Below are 14,780 nucleotides of genomic sequence, written 5' to 3'. Positions count from 1 at the left end.
CTCCCCGCCCACTCGCCCCGAGGTGAACAGTCATGCCCGAGCACGTCCTGGTCGTCGGCAGCGGCCTAGACCTCCCCACCCGCGTCCGCCGAGCCCTGCCCGGCACGCAGACCACGGTCATCCTGCGCCTGGACTACATCCCGAGGCTCCGCGAGACGACCGAGCACACGCGGGTCATCGGGGTCCGCCCCGACGCGCCGGACGCCGAATGGACCGCGCTCGCCGAGGCCGTGCACGCCCTCCATCCGTTCACCCGGATCGTGGCCTTCGGCGAACGCGACCAGGACAAGTGCGCGGTCATCGGCCAGGCGCTGGGCCTCGCCGCGCATTCACCGCAGACCACCGCCTGGGTGTACGACAAGCAGGCCATGCGCGACCGGCTGCGCGAGGCCGGTGTCGACTCCACCGCCTCCGCCCTGGTCTCCGGCCCCGACGAGCTGCGGACGTTCCTGGCCGCGCACGGCACTCCCTGCATCGTGAAGCCGGTCAGCGGCTCCTTCAGCAAGGGCATATCCCTGCTCCGCGAGGAGGGCGACGCGGATGCCGCCTACGCCCGGGCCGGCGGGGAATCCGGGGACTTCCCCGGCGCCGGGGTCCTGGTGGAGCAGTTCCACGAGGGCCCGCAGTTCAGCGTCGAGGCGTTCTCGGAGGCGGGCGACCACCAGATCGTCGCGATCACCCGCAAGTACTCGGACCCGCTGACCTTCGTCGAGCTGGGCCACGTGACGCCCGCGGAGCTCACCCCGGAGCGGCAGGAGGAGGTCCACGCCTACGTGGAGCGGGTGCTGGACGCCCTGGGCATCGAGTCCGGAGCCACGCACACCGAGGTCGTCGTCGGCGAGGCCGGACCGCGGGTGATCGAGACGCACGTGCGCATGGGCGGCGACGAGATCCCGGCCCTGGCCCGCGACGTGACCGGGGTCGACATCGCCGAGTGCCTCGTACGGCACACGGTCGGCGAGAAGGTGCTCCCCGGGATCCGCGCCACGCTCGCCGAGCCGCGCGCCCCGCGGAGCTCGGCGATCTGGTACGCCGCCCTGCCCGCCACGGGCGTGCTCGCGGAGACCACCGGGCTCGAAGAGGCCCGCAGCACGCCCGGCGTCACCGAGGTGAAACTACTGGCCCGGGCGGACTCCGTCATCGGGACCCTGGAGTCCTCCGAGTCGCGGGTCGCCTACGCCCGTGCGCTCGCGCCGACCAATGACGAGGCGCTGTCCGCCGCCCGGGAGGCGATGAGCCGCCTGAGCTTCCACCTGCGGGTACGGGCCGCGGACAAGGGGGCGCTGTGATGCCGTCCCCACCGCCGCAGTCCCCACCGCCGCAGACCGCCCCCGGACGACCCGGCCGCATCACTTTGGCCGACTTCCGTGCCGCCGCCCGCGAACTGCTGCCCGCCGCCGCCTTCGACTATCTGGAGGGCGGCGCGGCGGACGAGCGGACGGTGCGGTGGAACGCCGAGGCGTACGAGCGGCTGGCCCTGCTGCCCCGGGTCCTCGCCGGCCTGCCGGGCGTGGACATGCGCTGCACGCTCTACGGCACGGAGCTCTCGTCGCCGGTGCTGCTGGCCCCGACCGCCGCGCACGGGCTGTTCCACCCCGAGGCGGAAGCGGCCACCGTACGCGGCGCCGCGGCCGCGGGGGCGCTCACCACCGTGAGCACCTTCTCCACCCTGACGCTCGAGGAGATCGGGGCCGCGGCCACCGGGCCGTGGTGGTTCCAGCTGTACGTGCAAAGGGACCGGGCCCTCACGGAGGACCTGGTGCACCGGGCCCGCGCGGCCGGGGCCCGGGCCTGCGTCGTCACCGTCGACACCCCGGTGACCGGCCTGCGGGAGAGGGACCTGCGCAACGGGTTCGCGCTCCCCTCCCACGGGGCACCCGTGAATCTGGCCGGTGCCGCCGCCGGCTCCGGCCCGGACGCCGCCGCACCGGCGAACCCGGGCATCCACGACCCGCGGATCGACCCGGCGGTCGGCTGGTCCGACCTCGAATGGCTGCGTACGGTGTCCGGGCTGCCGGTCCTGGCGAAGGGCATCGTGCGCCCCGACGACGCCCGCCGGGCGGCCGAAGCCGGCATCGGGGTCTGGATGTCCAACCACGGGGGCCGCAACCTGGACACGGCGGTCGCCCCCCTCACCACGCTGCCCGCCGTCGCCGAGGCGGTGGCGGGCCGCGTACCGGTCCTCATCGACGGGGGCGTCCGCCGCGGCACCGACGTGGTGAAGGCACTGGCGCTCGGCGCGGACGCCGTGGCGATCGGACGCCCGTACGTGTGGGGCCTGGCCGCCGACGGCGCCGAGGGAGTCCGCGCGACCCTCCGCGCGCTGCACCGCGAGACGGAACTCGCCCTCACCCTGCTGGGCGCCCCGAACCCGGCCTCCCTGACCCCGGACCTCGTGGGCCCGGCCTGGCGATCCCCACAGTAAGGACACAAAGGCACCACCGCGTTCCCCGCCGATCCTCCGTCAACTCCCCCTTGCTGCCGCTAGATTCGTGACCGACGATCCGCAGCGCCATTCCCAGGGCGGAGGCCGACCCGGTGACCCAGTTGATCAGGTTCCGTACGGAGGACGGCGTGGAAGCCGTCGTCGAGGTGGCCGAGGACGAGCCGGGGATCGTCGCCGTCTCGCGTCTCGGGGACGCGATCGCCGACGCGACCGGGTCCCTGGAGGAGGGCCTGGACCGCATCCGGAGCGTCGCACAGACGACGCTCAACCGGCTGATCGCCCTCCCCCGGCCCCCGCAGGAGGTCACCGTCGAGTTCGGGGTGCGCTTCAACGCGGCGGCCGGTGCGGTCATCGCGAAGACGGAGGCGGAGGGGCACCTCAAGGTGGCCATGGTGTGGCGCCGCGAAGCGGGCGACGCTCGGCCGACGGGCGAGTCCGGGCCCTGACGTCACTGCGGTCTGCTGAATTCCCGCTGCCACTCCTAGACTTGACCGCGTAGCGGGACGGGACGGGCGTGACGCCGGGGGGAGGCGATCGCTGTGGGGCCGCATCGAGGGCAGGTACGCGTCCTTTCACCGGCCGGCGGCGTGTGGGGGGCCGGATTCCTGGTGGCCCCGGGCATCGCCGGGGAGGACGCTGGACGGAGCTCCGGAAGCGCTTCTCTTCACGTGATGACCTGCGCCCATGTCGTCACCGACCTCGTAGGGGGGCCGTCGCGGGAACTGGCCGTCGACTTCCCCGGCCGGAACTGGTCGGCGTCGGCCCGTCCCCTGCCCGACGGCTGGTCGCCTCCGCCGCCGCTCGGCCGGACGCCCGGCGGCCCGGCCCCCTCCGGCGACCCTCCGCCCGACGCGGACGCCGGGGCAGGCGCCGATCTCGCCATCCTCGCCCTCGCCCCGGGGCACCCCCGTCTCCCACGGGACTGCGGCCCGCTCCGGCTCGCTCCGTGCGGCAGGCCGGACGGCCGGACGGTGTCCGTCATCGGGTACCCGCACCACGCACCGGCCGGTCTCATCGCGACCGCCCGTCTCACGGGCGGCGGCGGGCCGTGCCCGGACTGGCTGCAGCTCGACGCGCTCCGTACGACCGGCGCCGTCGTGGAGCACGGGTTCAGCGGCGCGGCCGTGTGGGATCCGGACCGGGCGCGCGTGATCGGCATCATCACGGCCGCCCACACCGACCGGGCGGTGAAGGCGGCCTGGATGCTGCCGGTGGAGGCCGCCGTGCACCTCTGGCCGCCCCTCGCCGGGGCGGTCAGCCGGCGGCCCGGGAGCCCGCACAGGTGCACTCCGCCGCCGCCGGAGCAGCGCTACGAGCTCGCTGAAGCCCTCCTCGACGTCCCGGAGATCGGCTACGACTCCGGCCGCTCCCTGCGCGCGGGGCTGCCACCGCCCCTGCGCCGCGCGGTCCGCGAGCACGCCTTCCCCCGTCAGCAGCTCGAAGCGGTCGTCCGCGCGTGCATGGACCACGAGGAAGGCTGCCCGGCCCTGCGCGCGGCCGTGCGGAACCTGGCCGGGGGCTCGCTGTCCGCGCGCTACGCCATGGACGTCCTCGACCGCATCTGCTGCGCGCAGGCTCGGCAGACACCACGGATCGCCGACGAGGAGGGAACGGGGGACTGTGCATGACCCGTACGAAGGCCCGGGGGGCGGCGCCCGGCCGGAGCCGCCGAGGTATCTGGTCGACGCGGTGATGGAGGTCGGCTGCATCACCGACGACGGGTCCCTGCGGGACCTCGTCCTCAGATTCGGCCGCACGGCACGCTCGGCGCTCGACAGTATGGCCGGCACGAAGCGGCGCGGCCTCGTCGTCCAGCTCATGCAGGACCTGTGCGACGGACCGACGGGCCTCGCGCCGCTGGTGAAGAGCCTGGAGGTGCGGGACGGCAACTCGGTCGCGATCCGCAAGCTCCGGGTGGCCACCGCACTGTGGGAGGTGGAGCTCCTCAGCGACGAGGAGTGGGACGAGCTCTTCCGGCTGCTGGACGGCGTGTGCATTCCCGATCTGCACCGGCGCTACTCGGACTTCCTGCACGCCCGGCGCCTGCCGACGGCCCCCGGTCACTGCAGCGAGCCCTGGACGGTCTTCCTGCACGCGGCGACGCTGAACGCCCGCCCCGGGGAGACCCTGCCCTGCTTCCAGGTCCTGCAGCAGCTGCTGGCCCTCGGGGCGGAGGGACCGGCCCAGCTCAGGATCGTCGCATGGGCCCGCGAGCACGACCCGCACCCCGCCGCTCACCGGGCGGGCCCATGGCAGCAGGACAGCCCGTGGCCCGACGGCGCTCCCGGCGCCGGCGGGGACGCCCCCTCCGCGCCGAGCCCGCCCCGCGGCGACTCCGGCGTCTGGGACCCTCCCAACTACCTGATCATCCGCATCCGGCCGCTGCTCGCGCCCGATCAGGGCGGCGACGCGCTGCTGTCGCACTGGCGGCGATTACACCCGGAAGGCCAACTCCGGGGGGCCGACCGGAGAATCGACCTCGGCGACGCGGAGAGCGAGGTGCGCTCACTGATCCGTCAAGCCGAGAGCGAATGGGCGTATCTAAAGAGTGACCTTGCCATTGAATTCGTGCTTCCGCAGGGGCTGTTGGGCATGACTGTGGAGCGATGGCGCAAGGTGCCGTTCCAGGGGGTGGACGGGGTGCTGGGGGAGGACCACCACGTGGTTCTGAGGAGTCTGGACCGGATCGATCGCCGTGACCTGCACGGGAGTTGGTCCCGAAGATGGAAGGACTTCACGGACGGCTGCGCGGGACGCGTCCACTGGTTTCCGGAGGACGGCAGGCGTCACCTGCTCTCCGATCCCCCTCCCGCCGTGGCCGTCCTCAGCCGTCCACCGGACGGCGCTCGCAGCGAAGAAGGGAGAGAAGGGGAAGAGGGGCCGGACGGCCGCCCCGACGAGCTGGCCGCAGCGTTGCGGGCAGGGGTCCCCGTGGTGCTGTGGGACCGCAGGGACGGGCTCGACCCGTCCTTCCGCACCGCGCTCCGGTCCTTACTGAACAGCCGCGACCTCCGCGGCCTACCGAGTCTGGTCAAGTCATTGCGCATCTCGTCCGGCGACCGCGATCCTGAAGAGTATTTTCTTGTAGGCCGCCATGTCGCTCTGCTGTGGGACGATCCGAACCGGATGCCTGTCGCGCCCGGCACGCACCCGGTCCCCCCTCCCGCAGGCAGGGAGGAGGGTCCTTGACGCTTCCTGACGACGCCCCGCTCCCCCTCGCCGGCGAGCCCGGAGAGCGGCCCCGCTGGTGGATCTACCGAGGCACCGGAGAGCGCCTGCGCGACACGACGCTGGGCGATCTGCTGCCCCCGCCGCCGCCCTGGCGGCGGTTCGGCGGCGGCCCCGTGCTGGCTCCACCGCCCGCGGACGACGAGGAGACCGTCCGCAGGCTCGGCGCCCACCCTTCGATGCGCAGGCCGTCCGCGTTCGCACGGCGCGAGGCGGAGATGGTGAATTCCGCCCTGCTGCTGCGCCGCCCCCTGCTGGTGAGCGGCAGGCCGGGCACCGGCAAGTCGAGCCTGGCTTACAGGATCAGTCGCGAACTGCGGCTGGGCCGCGTCCTGCGCTGGCACATCACCAGCCGCAGCACCCTGCAGCGGGGGCTCTACGAATACGACGCGATCGGCCGCGTCCATGACACCGCAGCGCTCCGGGCAGCAGCCGGCGACGGCCCCGCGGCCTCCCCCGAGACACCCGGGCAGCGCGCCGACGACGCGCCCGCCGTGGGGAACTACATCCAGCTCGGCCCTCTGGGCACCGCCCTGCTGCCGTACGCCGAGCCGCGCGTGCTGCTCATCGACGAGCTCGACAAGAGCGACCTCGATCTGGCGAACGACCTGCTCAGCGTCTTCGAGGAAGGGTCCTTCCCCATCCCGGAGCTGCTGCGGGCACGGCGCAGGCACCCGTCCGTCAAGGTGATGACGTACGACCCCGAGGGCGAGGCCGAGATCACCGGGGGGACGGTCACCTGCCGGGCCTTTCCGATCATCGTGATCACGTCGAACAGCGAAAGGGAATTCCCTCCGGCCTTCTTGCGACGGTGCCTCGTGCTGCACATGCCGGAGCCTGACGAGAGCGATCTCGCGGACATGCTCGCGGCGCACTTCGGCGCGGAGACGGCCGAGCAGTGGGGCGGCGAGCTGATCTCCCGCTTCCTCGAGCGCAGCAGGGAACGGGGCGGGCTCTCCATCGACCAGCTGCTCAACTCCCTCTATCTCGCCACCTCCTCCGACCGCGCCGAGGACGAGAGCGGTGACCTGCTGCGCCTCGCCGAGACCCTGTGGCACCGGCTCGACAGCACCGGGCGCGTGCCGGGGGCCCGATGACCGGACCGCCGAACGGCTCGTCGTCACCGCCGACCTGGCTGGAGCTGCGGGACGCGGTGTACCTGGCCGCCTGCCAGGACGCGGCCTCTCCCCATCACGAGTGGCAGCCGGGGCGTCCGGCGGGCCGGTCCCCGGAGCGCACCCCCGCCACGCCTCCGGGCGCGCGCACGCCCCCGGACGCCCCACCCGCCGGCCAGGCCGGGGGCGCGGACACGGGCCCGGAGCCGGCGGGGGATCAGGCAGCCGCCCCGAGCACATCGCCACCCCCGCCTGCCCGTGACGGAGCCGACGAGGCCGTTGACGCGCTCGGCCCCCAGGGAGCCGAGGCCGGATCCGCACTTCCCGGGCCGGGTGGAGGCGAGCCGCATCTCCCCGTAGAGGAAACCGCACTCAAGGCCGGCGGCACGTGGACCGTCCCGGTCGGCCCGGCCTCGTTTCCGCCCATGCCGCGCACACCGTCAGCGGCATACGCCTGGCCGGTGACGCCGCCGTTTCCCGGGAGCCTGGCCCTGGGCCGCGCCCTGAGGCCCCTGCGCCTCTCCCGCCCCGCATCCGGGGCCCGGGAACTGGACGAGGAGGCCACGGCCGAGCGCGTCGCGGCGGAGGGCCTGTGGATACCGGTCACCCGGCCGGTCCGCGAGCGGCGCCTCTCCCTCTCGCTCCTGGTCGACACGAGCCCGTCGATGGCCTTGTGGCAGGACACGGTGCGCCGCCTCCGGGAGCTGATGGAGCAGACGGCGGCCTTCCGCCGCATCAGCACCTCACGCCTGGACGTCACGGCGGTCGGCTCCTTGATCCGCCGCCGCAGGGCCGTGCCGGCTGCGGGCGGCACGGTCCCGGACTGCTTGCAGCTGGTGGTCACCGACGGCGTCGCCATGGCCTGGAGGAACGGCGATGCGGCCGCCTACCTGTGCGCGGTCGCGCAGGGGTCCCCGACGGCCGTCCTCAGCCTGATGCCCCAGGAGCTGTGGGAATTCACCCTGCCCAGCGCTGTCAGGGCACAGCTGACCACCCCCGGCACCGCTGCCCCCAACCGGCGTCTCGCAGTGGGGCGCACGATCAGACCGACGGCCGGGCTCGACGGCCCGCCGGAGCCCGGGCCGGGCCCCGCCACCGTGCCCCTGCCGCTGCTGGAGCTGACACCGGGCTCCTTCGGGACCTGGGCCCGGCTCGTGGCATCGCCGGGCGGCCGCCATGACCTGGCCGTGCTGCTCACCGGCGCCGATGGTGATCAAGGCGCACTGCCCTCGCACGGCTCCACGCCGATGTGGCTGCCGGGACGCGCCGACGAAACCGTCAGGCTCTTCGCCAGGAAGGCGTCCCCGACGGCCTTCGCCCTCGCCCGGCGGCTGGCGGCGGCGCCCCTCAACCTCCCGGTGATGCGCATGATCCAGCACGCGCTGCCGGGCGCCCAGGACTGGAACCTCGCCGAGATCATGCTGTTCGGGCTGCTGAGGCGCACCGACCACGGCAGCGACGTGGAGGACACCGAGCACGTCTCCTTCGACTTCGCCGAAGGCGTCAGGGAGGAACTGCTGGCGCTCGGCACCCGCGCGGAGACCATCGGGGTCCTGCGTCAGGTCTCCACTCACCTCGGCCCCCGTCTGGCGTGCTCGGTGCCCGGCGGCGCCACCGTGGTGGCCTGGCAGGCCGACGCGCCCGATCCCCCCGTCAGCGACAGGACGCGGCCGTTCGTCCGGCCCCTGCGCAGTGCTCTGCTCGCCGTGTCCGGGCCCTACCTGGCGCGCGGAATACGGCTCGAGCGACTTCTGGACGAGAGCCCGGCCGCGCTTGCGCCGCCGCCCTCCCAAGCGCCCCCGCAAAAGCCCGAGGCCGATGGGAATTCACCACCCACCGCGCTCCCGGCTCCCCGCCACCCGAAAGGCCCACTATCGCCAGAGCGCCCAGGAGATTACGTGTCCACCCCTTCGCCATTCATTCCCCCGCTCACCGTTCCCCATACCGAGACAGCACCTCCCCGGCTCTGGGGGAACGTCCCCCAGAAAAACAGGAACTTCACCGGCCGCGAAGAGCTCCTGGCGCTGCTGCACACGCGGCTCACGGCCAATGACAACGAGATCACCGCCGTTCTGCCCGAGGCGCTGCACGGCATGGGGGGCGTCGGCAAGTCGCAGATCGCGGTCGAATACGTATACCGGAACAGCACAGAATACGATCTTGTCTGGTGGATTTCATCCGAACAGAGCAATCAAATCGTGCAGAGTTTTATTGAACTCGGGGAAGGGATGCACCTGCGGGCGGGCACAGACCGAGGTGCCGTGCCTGCGGTCCTGGAGGCGCTCCGGGTGGGCGAACCCTACTCGAACTGGCTCCTGGTCTTCGACAACGCCGAAAATCCGCATGAGGTTCGTAAGTTCTTCCCGAACGGCGGCCCCGGGCGGGTGTTGGTCACGTCGCGCAACTCACAATGGTCGCACCTCGCAAGCTCACTCGAGGTCGATGTGTTCGCACGCGAAGAAAGCGTCTCGCTGATCAGGCGCCGCAGTCCGCATATCTCCGACGAGTCCGCCGACCGCCTGGCGGAAGCCCTGGGCGACCTGCCGCTGGCCGTGGAGCAGGCCGCCGTGTGGCTCGCCGAGACCGGCATGCCCGTGGACCAGTACCTGGATCTGTTCGAGACGAAGTACGCGGAGCTGCTCCGGGTCGCCCCGCCCGTGGACTACGACCTGCCGGTCGCAGCCGCCTGGAACGTCTCCCTGGACCGCCTCCGCGAGGACCACCCGTCGGCTCTTCAGCTGCTGCAGGTCTGCGCGTTCTTCGCTCCCGAGCCCATCGACTGGTACCTCTTCTCCGCGGTCCGCGGCATCGAGGGCCCCGCAGCGCTGCGCGCGACGCTGGACGACCCGATCAAGCTGGGCCGCGCCGTCCGCGAGATCGGGCGCTACGCGCTCGCCCGGATCGACCACGGGAAGTCGACCGTGCAGGTCCACCGTCTGGTCCAGCGCGTCCTCATCGAGCGGATGAGCGAAGTGGAGCGCAAGGAGATGCGCCACTGCGCGCACCAGGTCCTCGCGTACTCCGACCCCCGGAATCCCCAGCGCTCGCCCGACTGGCCCCGCTACTCCGCCCTGTTGCCGCACGTGCGGGCCACGAAGCTGGTGGAGTGCGAAGACCCGTGGGCGAGGGAGCTGATCCTCAACGAAATCCGCTTCCTCCTCGCCCGCACCGAGTACGAGGAGGCGCTGGATGCCGCCGAGGAAGCCGCGGGGGCCTGGCGGCAGAAGCTCGGCGAGGACGACGAGCATGTCATCGCCGCCGATCAGGTGCGAGCGCAGGCCCTGCGCTGGAACAACCGGTACAGCGACGCGTACGAGGTCCAGTCGGAGCTCGTCGAACGCTGCCGCAGGGTGCTCGGCGAGCGCCACGAGGCCAGCCAGCGCGCGCTGAGCTTCATGGCCCTCCTGCTCCGGGCCCGCGGCCAGTTCTACCGGTCCCGCGAACTGGACCAGCAGGCCTACGAGACGACCCTGCGGGAATTCGGCCCGGATGACCCGGGCACGCTGCTGACCGCTCACAACTACGCGGTGAGCCTCCGCCTCGCGGGCAATGCCAAGGAGGCCTTCGAGTACGACGAGGAGACCCATCGCCGCAGGGTCGAGGTCCTCGGCGACGACCACCTGCAGACCCTGCTCAGCCGGCACTGCCTGTACATCGACCTCCGGGAACTGGGCAAATACCGGGAGGCCCTCGAAGGCCAGGAGAACCTGCGGGTCAAGGCCGTCTCCACGCTCGGCGAGGACCACGCGCTGACCGGCTGGGTGACACGCGAACTGTGCGTCATCCGCCGCAAGCTCGGCGACCACGCCGGGGCGCTCGCGCTCTCCTCGCAGGTGATGGACCTGTACAAGACCAGGCGCAAGACCGACACCCACGGCAACGCCTGGGCGGCGCTCAACCACGCCACCGACCTCCGGCAGACGGGCGACCTCGCGGCTGCCGTCGCCCTCGGCCAGGAGACCATGGACCTGTGCCGCGAGGCCATGGGGGCGCACCACCCCCACACCTATGCCACGGCCACCAACCTCGCCGTGGCACAACGCCTTCGCGGCCAGATCACCAAGGCGCGCGACCTCAACCGGGCGGCGGCTGACGGGCTGCTCTCCATCCTCGGTCCCGACCACCCCTTCACCCTCCTGACCCGGACGAACCTCGCCAGTGATCTCGCCGCTCTGGGAGAGACGCAGGAGGCCCACGACATGGGCGTCGACCTGCTCGCCCGGAGCACCGCGGCGCGCGGCGAGGACCACCCGGAGACCCTGGCCATCCGGCTCAACCTCTCCTACGACCTCAAAGCCCTCGGCAGGACCGCTGAGGCCCTCGAGATGTACGAGGCGACCCTGGCGACGTTCCGAGAGGTCCTGGGGCCCGATCACCAGGCGACGCGGGACGCGGTCTGTTCGCTGCGGGCCAACTGCGACATCGACATGCTGATCATCTGACCGCGGCCCGGTCATCTGACCGCGACTGGTCATCTGACCGCGACTGGTCATCTGCTCGTGCCCCGGTCATCCGACCGTGCCCCGGCCTCCGGGTCACGAGCGGAGCCACCGGGCCAGTTCCTCGGGCCCGGGTGGTGCCGCGCCGCTGCGCACCACGGCAGCGTGGAGCGCCAGGACCAGTTCCGGGCGCTCGACCAGCGGAGCGAGCTGCGGGCCGCCAGCCAGGCCGAGGCCGATCCAGGCCGCCGGGCCCGGAGCCGCCCGGCGGAAGCGCTCCAGCGCCTCGCGGGTGTCCCCGGCCACCAGGGCCGCATCCGCGGCGGTGGCCCCTGCCGTCGTCCACACGTCGGCGTTCCCGGCCGCGAGTTCCGGCCGGAGGCGATCGAAGGCCTCCGGGGCGATCAGCCACAGCCGGGCCAGCCACGTCCTGACGACGGCCCGTGTCCCGGGGCCGGTCGCAATGCCGCGCACTGCGGGCAGGAGGGCAGGGGCCGGGCCACCGCTCGACCAGCACCGGGCCAGGTCGTCCGCGTCCCCTTCTCCCACCACGAGGTGAGCCGCGCGCCAAGTGGCCCGCAGGTCATTGCAGCAGAGCTCCGCGAGCCGGCGCGGCGCACCGGACACCGGGAGCGCCCACCACTCCCCCGACGCCTCCGCCAGCCCCGCCACCACCCGGCCTCCCGCCTCCGTCAGGCCCGTCGCGTTGCGGAGGGCCGCCAGGGCCGTGCGGACCTGCCAGCGGTGGAGGGCGAACTCGAACTCGGCCCGCTCGCCCTCCAGATGACGGCGTTCGCGCCAGAACTCCGCGATACCGGCGAAGGCGTGGGCGCCGTAGAGCAGGCCCCGAAGGGGGCGGGGGTCCTCGCGCCACGGGGCGAAGTACAGGCGCTCGGGGCCCTCGCGCACCGGCACGAACAAGGGGGTCAGGTCGCCCACGGCCGTCAGGAGCTGGTGCCGCGCCTCGTGGACCAGCGTCGCCGACACCGCCGACACGTCCTCCGGCAGCGACATCATCACCACCCCGTACGCATCCGGCACGGAGACGCTGATGGGCCGCAAGGGGCTCGGCGTGTCGACCGGGACCAGGGAGCGGACCGTGCCCGACACCATGCGGTACGCCGCCGGGTGGTCGCGGCGCAGCTGCGCCAAGGCCTCGCCGACCCTGACCTCCCAGGCGCGGAGCACGGGGGGCGGGAGGTCCGCGGGATCGCTCAGCGAACGGAAGTCCCGGTACGGGGAGAGGTGGTCGAGGACGAGCCCGCCGCGGTTCGTGGTGTCCGCGCCGACGCCGGGCACCCCGTCCTCGCGCACGCAGGGCATCGCGTCCGCGCTGATGCGGGGCAGCGGCGACCAGCCCTCCGCCGGGCGCGCCAGGTCGTCCGGCAGGCGGACCGAGCCGCTGTCGCCGTAGACCACCGTCCCGCCCGGTCCGCACTCGACTCCCACCACCGGCCACTCCCCCCGGGCCACCGCCCCCGTGAGGCCGAGCGAGGGCAGCCAGAGGCGGCCTCTGCGCGCCGGGACGCGCAGGGAGCAGCGGGCCCGTGCCCTGACCGCGGCTGCCGCCGTGAGCGAGCCGATGAGGGGCGGGCCCGCCCAGAGCGGAGCGTCCGCCGGGGTCGCCACCGCGCCGTGGGCCGTGCGTCGCAGGAGCCGGAACGCCCAGGCCGCCACGGCGGGGTCGCGAAGGACCGCCTCCACGGCCTCAGGACACGAGCGCTGCACCGCTGCCAGCTGCGCCCAGGCCGCCGCGGGGCGGGTGGCGGGCGCAGTCGTCGGCGTGGTCGCGGGCGGACGGCCTGCTGTTCCGGCTGTCCCGGCTGTCCCGGGCGTTCCGGTGCGGTCCTGGGCGGCCGCGAGGGCCAGGAGCAGGCGGCTGCGCTGCGCCGACGCCAGGAGCGCCAGGTCGGGCTCGCCCACCTCACCGGTGGCGACGGCGGACAGGGTCCGCAGCGGCAAGCGGTACGACTCAGCGCTGATCAACTGTCAAGGCCGTGAACCGCTCTGCGCCCAGGACGCGCTGCTGCACGGCACGGTCATCTCGCCCTGGCACAGCGGGGCGGAGGTGTCGGCCAGCCTGTCCCGCAGCGCAGCCAGCGCCTCCTGCAGACCGCCCACCTCGGGCAATTCGTCCAGGGACACGCCCGAGAGATCCACGAGGTCCGACCGCAGGCTCCCGGTGGTCCCCGTTCCGGTACTTACCGCCGTGTACGCCATACCCCCATGGTGGCCGAACCTTCGGCGCCGGGGAAGCCATGAACTTGCCTGGTGGAACGGGCAGTTCGCAGCGCTCTCACCTCAGCGCCCTCTTCAGCACCCCCCGCGTCTTGCCCGCCAGCTCCGTCGCCAGGAAGCGGTCCGCGCCCGGGAGCCGGGCGGCGCGCAGGGCCAGGCGGCGCGCCTGCAGTGCCGCCTGTGAGCCGGGGAGGAACCAGCGCACGCCCCGCCGGGCCGCCCGCTGTTTCTCCTCGACCACCGGGCGCCACCTCTCCTCGTACCGCCGCAGGGCCGTCCCGACCGACGGGGCCTCGGCGAGCTGCTCGGCGAGCAGGTAGGCGCCGGCCATGCCGAGCGAGGCGCCCTGGCCGGCGAGGAGGGACACCGCGTAGCAGGCGTCGCCGACGAGGGTCACCCGGCCCTGGCTCCAGCACGGCACCTCGACCTGGGCGACCAGGTCGTAGTACACCTCGTCGCCGGGCGGGCAGGCGCGCAGCGCCCGCGGGACGATCCAGCCGAGGCCGCCGTACTCCCGCTGCAGCACCTCCCGCGGGTCGTCCGGCAGGTCGGGGTCGGCGGTGCGGTGGACGGCGAACGCCGCCACGCGGCCCTCCCGCAGGCTGTAGAAGCCCATCTGGCGGTCGACGGTGTCGGTGAGGAGGAAGTTCTTCCGGCCGATCGCGTGGATCTCCGGGTCCTCGAAGACGAACGCCGCGGTGTGGAAGCCGAGGCGGCGCACGTACCGCTCCTCGTCGCCGTAGGCGAGCCGGCGGACGGAAGAGTGCACGCCGTCCGCGCCCACGACGACGTCCGCCTCGACCTCCGTGCCGTCGGTCAGCGTCGCGGCGGCGCCGTCCGCGCGTTGGGTGATCGCGGTGAGACCCGTCCCGAACCGCACGTCGACCTTGCCCGGCAGGCTCTCGTACAGCGCCCGCTCGAGGTCCGGCCGCATGATGCTGATCAGCCGGCCGCCGGCGGCCCTGCCGAAGCGCTCGTAGCTCAGGCCGGCCCGCGCGCGCCCGTTCTCGTCCACGTAGCGGAGGGCGTCCACCGGGTAGCCGAGCTCCTGCAGCCGGGGCAGCACGCCCATCTCGCGGGCGGCCGTGTAGCCGGGGCCGAAGAAGTCGATCATGTAGCCCTGGGTGCGGAGGCCGTCGGCCTTCTCCAGGACCACCACCTCCCAGCCGTAGTCGCCGAGGCACCGCGCGAGGGCGAGCCCCGCGATCCCACCGCCGCAGATCAAGGCCTTCATCGCGTGCAGCCTCCCGCTCGCGTCGTCCACCACCCCCGGCACCCGACGTGTGCCCGCCCCCGTCCCACCCACACGTCCCC

General features: G+C 73.3%; 10 protein-coding genes. 7 read left to right on the top strand and 3 right to left on the bottom strand.

Going from position 1 to position 14,780, the window contains the following annotated elements; genetic code table 11:
* Window positions 1-32: 32 nt before the first annotated feature.
* From ACSNOG_RS27770 to fxsT, 7 genes are all read left to right on the top strand, one after another.
* Window positions 33-1,289: an ATP-grasp domain-containing protein gene (locus tag ACSNOG_RS27770; RefSeq protein WP_436755445.1), complete on the top strand. Its 1,257-nt coding sequence runs from the start codon at window positions 33-35 to the stop codon at window positions 1,287-1,289.
* The gene (locus ACSNOG_RS27765) at window positions 1,289-2,425 is read left to right on the top strand and encodes an alpha-hydroxy acid oxidase (protein ID WP_436755444.1); all 1,137 of its coding nucleotides are present in this window, start codon (window positions 1,289-1,291) and stop codon (window positions 2,423-2,425) included. Before ACSNOG_RS27770 ends, ACSNOG_RS27765 begins: the two co-directional genes overlap by 1 nt.
* A gap of 113 nt (window positions 2,426-2,538) precedes the next feature.
* Complete coding sequence (locus tag ACSNOG_RS27760; RefSeq protein ID WP_436755443.1) at window positions 2,539-2,892, top strand: CU044_2847 family protein; 354 nt, start codon at window positions 2,539-2,541, stop codon at window positions 2,890-2,892.
* Window positions 2,893-2,985: 93 nt separating this feature from the next.
* Window positions 2,986-4,074: an effector-associated domain 2-containing protein gene (locus ACSNOG_RS27755; protein WP_436755442.1), complete on the top strand. Its 1,089-nt coding sequence runs from the start codon at window positions 2,986-2,988 to the stop codon at window positions 4,072-4,074.
* Window positions 4,067-5,635: an effector-associated domain 2-containing protein gene (locus ACSNOG_RS27750; RefSeq protein ID WP_436755441.1), complete on the top strand. Its 1,569-nt coding sequence runs from the start codon at window positions 4,067-4,069 to the stop codon at window positions 5,633-5,635. Before ACSNOG_RS27755 ends, ACSNOG_RS27750 begins: the two co-directional genes overlap by 8 nt.
* The gene (locus tag ACSNOG_RS27745) at window positions 5,632-6,771 is read left to right on the top strand and encodes an AAA family ATPase (protein ID WP_436755440.1); all 1,140 of its coding nucleotides are present in this window, start codon (window positions 5,632-5,634) and stop codon (window positions 6,769-6,771) included. Before ACSNOG_RS27750 ends, ACSNOG_RS27745 begins: the two co-directional genes overlap by 4 nt.
* Window positions 6,768-11,231, top strand: a complete 4,464-nt coding sequence (fxsT, locus tag ACSNOG_RS27740; RefSeq protein ID WP_436755439.1) for an FxSxx-COOH system tetratricopeptide repeat protein — start codon at window positions 6,768-6,770, stop codon at window positions 11,229-11,231. Before ACSNOG_RS27745 ends, fxsT begins: the two co-directional genes overlap by 4 nt.
* Window positions 11,232-11,324: 93 nt before the next feature.
* Here the strand turns inward: fxsT and ACSNOG_RS27735 are convergent, their stop codons facing one another.
* The 3 genes from ACSNOG_RS27735 to ACSNOG_RS27725 all read right to left on the bottom strand — a co-directional run bounded on the left by ACSNOG_RS27735 (window position 11,325) and on the right by ACSNOG_RS27725 (window position 14,700).
* Window positions 11,325-13,214 (bottom strand): aKG-HExxH-type peptide beta-hydroxylase, encoded by a 1,890-nt coding sequence (locus ACSNOG_RS27735; protein ID WP_436755438.1) that lies wholly within the window; start codon window positions 13,212-13,214, stop codon window positions 11,325-11,327.
* Window positions 13,215-13,217: 3 nt separating this feature from the next.
* Window positions 13,218-13,373, bottom strand: a complete 156-nt coding sequence (locus tag ACSNOG_RS27730; protein WP_436755437.1) for a hypothetical protein — start codon at window positions 13,371-13,373, stop codon at window positions 13,218-13,220.
* Between the two features lie 151 nt (window positions 13,374-13,524).
* Window positions 13,525-14,700 (bottom strand): FAD-dependent monooxygenase, encoded by a 1,176-nt coding sequence (locus ACSNOG_RS27725; RefSeq protein ID WP_436755436.1) that lies wholly within the window; start codon window positions 14,698-14,700, stop codon window positions 13,525-13,527.
* Window positions 14,701-14,780: the final 80 nt, after the last annotated feature.

Origin of the sequence: Streptomyces sp. URMC 124 (genome assembly GCF_051386455.1) — a bacterium.
Taxonomy (GTDB): Bacteria; Actinomycetota; Actinomycetes; order Streptomycetales; family Streptomycetaceae; genus Streptomyces.
The sequence above is the reverse complement of the archived record's forward strand: the minus strand, read 5'-3'. Positions and strand labels throughout refer to the sequence as shown.